Consider the following 3,385-nt stretch of genomic DNA (forward strand, 5'->3'; position numbering starts at 1 on the left):
GATAATCAGAGTAAAGAAAGTCCCCTATTAAAAGAGCTATTTATTGCGGCAATAGGAAATGAGCCGCTTTGGATTTCATACTTAGGGGTTAAAAGAGAAATTCAACCAGTTGGATTATTTTCTCAGTATGGAAGATGGTATTGTCCTTCGTATTGTTATCTTAGGAAGGAATTTAGACTTTTTCGTTGCGATCGGATATCAGAGATCGGATTAAGTGCAAGAAATGACAAGATGAATCTAAAAGAAACCAACTTAAATGATATTATTAACATTTTCACAACAAAAAAAGAGTATGAGCTTATTGTGGAATTAACACCAGAAGGAGTAGAAAAATTTAAATCTAATGTTTCGCTATATTATCAAATATCAATAGACAGTAAAGGTTATGGAGTCATTAAGGGTTCAATAAGTGAAGCAGAAATCGACTTTTTGGCTGATTATTTCATACAAATGGGAAAGCATGCAAAAGTAGTTGAACCCATAGAGTTAAGAGCTGAAATAAAAAAGAAAATTTTAGTATTGAGTGATTTATACCGTGATTTGGTATAGGAAACAATAATAAAGTCATTCATCTATAATCATTTTGTTGAACTTATTCAACTAACAGGTGCTTTAGTTAAAGATCATCGGGCGCATTGAGAGGGAAGGAGCATTTATTGAAGGAAAGTACGAGACAGATGTATTTATGAGTATTTTAGATAGAGAATACATCACTTTAAAAGAGAAATTTGTACATATGAATTGAAATCATGGAGCTCCTAAGACAGCTCTTTATTCTTCTTCAACAAACGATGCAGGTTAGTTGAAGAAGAATAAATATTTTCCGAGGGGGCTTGATGATAATGAATAAGGTGAAAAAGAGGTATATCATCAGTGCTTTACTTGTTCTTATTATTGTTTTAATGATAGCAACAAACCCAACTAAACAGGAATACCTTCAGTATATTGAATGGGAAGAAACACCACCAAGTATTCAAATTGAAAGAATAAACTTTTATATGTTTTCAACCTACACTCCAGTTGTCGCTCATGAGCACGGGATGACTCATTTAGGTATATTTGGTGACTTCTATCAGATTTCAGATGGTCAATTTGATTATCCTTGGTGGTTGAAGTTATTCAACTAACGAGGCAGGTTAGATGAGGAAGGAGGGTGTTTTCTAATTGGTAAATTATGTTATAATTTATTTATAAGGGGGGGTTGAGTGATGAGAACTAAGATTTTTGAATGGATTGGTTTCATTATCGTTTGCGTCTCGATATATGCTAATGCAACTTTTCGTGCAGATGGTACTCACACGGGGACAGGAATAAACTTAACAGTAATCGGGATGATTATGGGTGCAATTCTTACTTGTACTTTTTTCTATATTAGGAAGTTTGGAAATAAAGGGGTACATAAAAAGTCGACAAATTAACCTGCTATTTTATTTAACTAACGAGTGCTTTAGTGGAAGATCCCTAAGTTACTTTTACAACTATAGAGTAGGTCATTTTAATAACGGGAGGATCATATGTTCTTGATAAAGTTGGCACTCTTTGTGTTGATAGTGTTTGGTTTAAATGTGGTAGTAAAACTTCTTTTGAAAAAAGTACTTAAGATTGAAAAAGAAAAAAAGTCCTTTTTTTCTTACAACCACATAAACAATCTGCACAGGAAAATTGATTGGGGTATCAGAATTACTTCTATTATCACAATTATAATTACCAATATATTGGTGATAGTTGAAAATTATCCAAATTACCTTTTACTAATACCAATTTTCTGCATTGGACTAGATTATCCAGTAAGAGCATTTTTTGAGAGGAAATATTCGCAGAACCCCAAACAATATATTCTAACTCTTAGCGAAGGGGTAATAATGTTACTTGCAATAGTAATAGTCATTCAATTTATTACACAATAAAACTGCTTAGTTGTAGACAGTGTGGTTGCTAAGTCAGTAAGTAAATCTTCTTCAACTAACGGGTGCTTTACTTCAATAAGGGGTAAAGCCTTTTTCTTATTCAACTAACGGGGCAGGTTTGTTGAAGAAGGATTATCCTCCAAGATTATCGAATAAAAGGAAATCCCGGGTTGTGGAGGAGGAATAGCTTATGAAAAAAAACAGTATTATTTTCTTTGAAAGAAATTTTCCAAGTGCAAACATGATCCTTATTAAGGATCGACTGCCTATACTTATTGATACCGGTTTTGGGAGTGAAGCGAAAGAGACAGAGCAATTAATTAAAGAAACAGGCGTTTCACCAGAAGAATTACACCTTATTGTGAATACGCACTATCACAGTGATCATGTAGGAGGCAATTTTTATCTTCAAAAAAATTATGGTGTTTCGATTGCTACGCATAAATGGGACGCTGATTTAATTAATTTTTGTGACCCTGAAGCCTGTGGTGCAGAATGGTTAGATCAGTCTGTAGAACCTTATCGAGTAGATACAAAGCTCTCAGATAACGATGAGATTAATACAGGAAGTAGAACCTTGAAAGTCTTGCACACACCAGGTCATACGTTAGGGCATATTTCTTTATATGAACCTGAAGAAGAGATATTAATTTGCGGGGATCTCTTTCACAAAAATGATATTGGATGGTTAAATATCTTTCGAGAGGGTGTCACATCTATCCAACGATCTATAGAAAGTTTGGATCGGTTGTCCATGCTCCGGATTCAAAAGGCATATTCAGGACATGGACCTCTAATGGAGAATCCTCTGGATGCCATTGATGCTGCAAGAGCAAGGCTTGAAAAGTGGCTCAAGATGCCAGAAAAAATTTCATGGCATGCCTGCAAGAGGATTTTTTCATTCACGTTAATCATTAAAAACGGATTGGCAAAAGAAGAAATCGATAACTATCTGCTAAAGTGTGGTTGGTTCCAAGATTTTGCACGCCACTCTTTCCAACTTCAGCCAGAAGAATTTATTCCAATCCTACTCGATGAAATGATTCGCTCGGGAGCAGCAAACTGGCACAATAATCATTTAATAGCCGCCACCCCATACAAAGCACCACAAAAAAATTGGATGAATAAGAACATAAAGCCGAAAGATTGGTAACCTCAGGGATTTGGGTACCCGGTCTGTATCCATTTTCTTCCCTTGCAGTGCTGAATTTGCGGTGCATGGATGGCTAACGGAACAGGTTAGTTTAACAAGTAAATGCTAAAATGTAACTGAATTACTGTGGAAAATCCTAATCAAAAACAGCTAAATGAACTCACGGGGATAAAAAAGCACTAGCAATCAGAAGTGAATAAAAGGAGAAGAAGGTTGAAATATTTTAATTATAAAAACTCTGTTTCTACTTTAATAAAGGAAGAGAGCGAGAAAATCGAAAATGTTGACATAGAAAATGTTGCATTTTTCAAAATGATGATTGAAC

5 protein-coding genes are annotated in these 3,385 nt (G+C 34.8%); all 5 read left to right on the forward strand.

Annotation, left to right across the window (positions count from 1 at the left end):
• Positions 1-549, forward strand: a 549-nt coding sequence (locus AC1DSL_RS16470; protein ID WP_477533024.1) for a WYL domain-containing protein, incomplete at its 5' end; no start/stop codon positions are given.
• Positions 550-842: 293 nt separating this feature from the next.
• Complete coding sequence (locus AC1DSL_RS16475; protein ID WP_477533025.1) at positions 843-1,127, forward strand: hypothetical protein; 285 nt, start codon at positions 843-845, stop codon at positions 1,125-1,127.
• A gap of 81 nt (positions 1,128-1,208) precedes the next feature.
• A complete protein-coding gene (locus AC1DSL_RS16480) occupies positions 1,209-1,418 on the forward strand; it encodes a hypothetical protein (RefSeq protein ID WP_477533026.1) in 210 nt (69 codons plus the stop codon).
• 96 nt (positions 1,419-1,514) lie between these two features.
• Positions 1,515-1,907 (forward strand): DUF4181 domain-containing protein, encoded by a 393-nt coding sequence (locus AC1DSL_RS16485; RefSeq protein ID WP_477533027.1) that lies wholly within the window; start codon positions 1,515-1,517, stop codon positions 1,905-1,907.
• 190 nt (positions 1,908-2,097) lie between these two features.
• Positions 2,098-3,060 carry an MBL fold metallo-hydrolase gene (locus tag AC1DSL_RS16490; protein WP_477533028.1) on the forward strand — a complete coding sequence of 321 codons (963 nt, stop codon included), beginning with the start codon at positions 2,098-2,100 and terminating at the stop codon, positions 3,058-3,060.
• Positions 3,061-3,385: the final 325 nt, after the last annotated feature.

Source organism: Paenisporosarcina sp. P4_D4 (assembly GCF_056401835.1).

Excerpts from the sequence above, each read along its gene's own strand:
- AC1DSL_RS16480 (WP_477533026.1), top strand. The coding sequence starts at position 1,209 with ATGAGAACTAAGATTTTTGAATGGATTGGTTTCATTATCGTTTGCGTC.
- AC1DSL_RS16475 (WP_477533025.1), top strand. The coding sequence starts at position 843 with ATGAATAAGGTGAAAAAGAGGTATATCATCAGTGCTTTACTTGTTCTT.
- AC1DSL_RS16490 (WP_477533028.1), top strand. The coding sequence starts at position 2,098 with ATGAAAAAAAACAGTATTATTTTCTTTGAAAGAAATTTTCCAAGTGCA.
- AC1DSL_RS16485 (WP_477533027.1), top strand. The coding sequence starts at position 1,515 with ATGTTCTTGATAAAGTTGGCACTCTTTGTGTTGATAGTGTTTGGTTTA.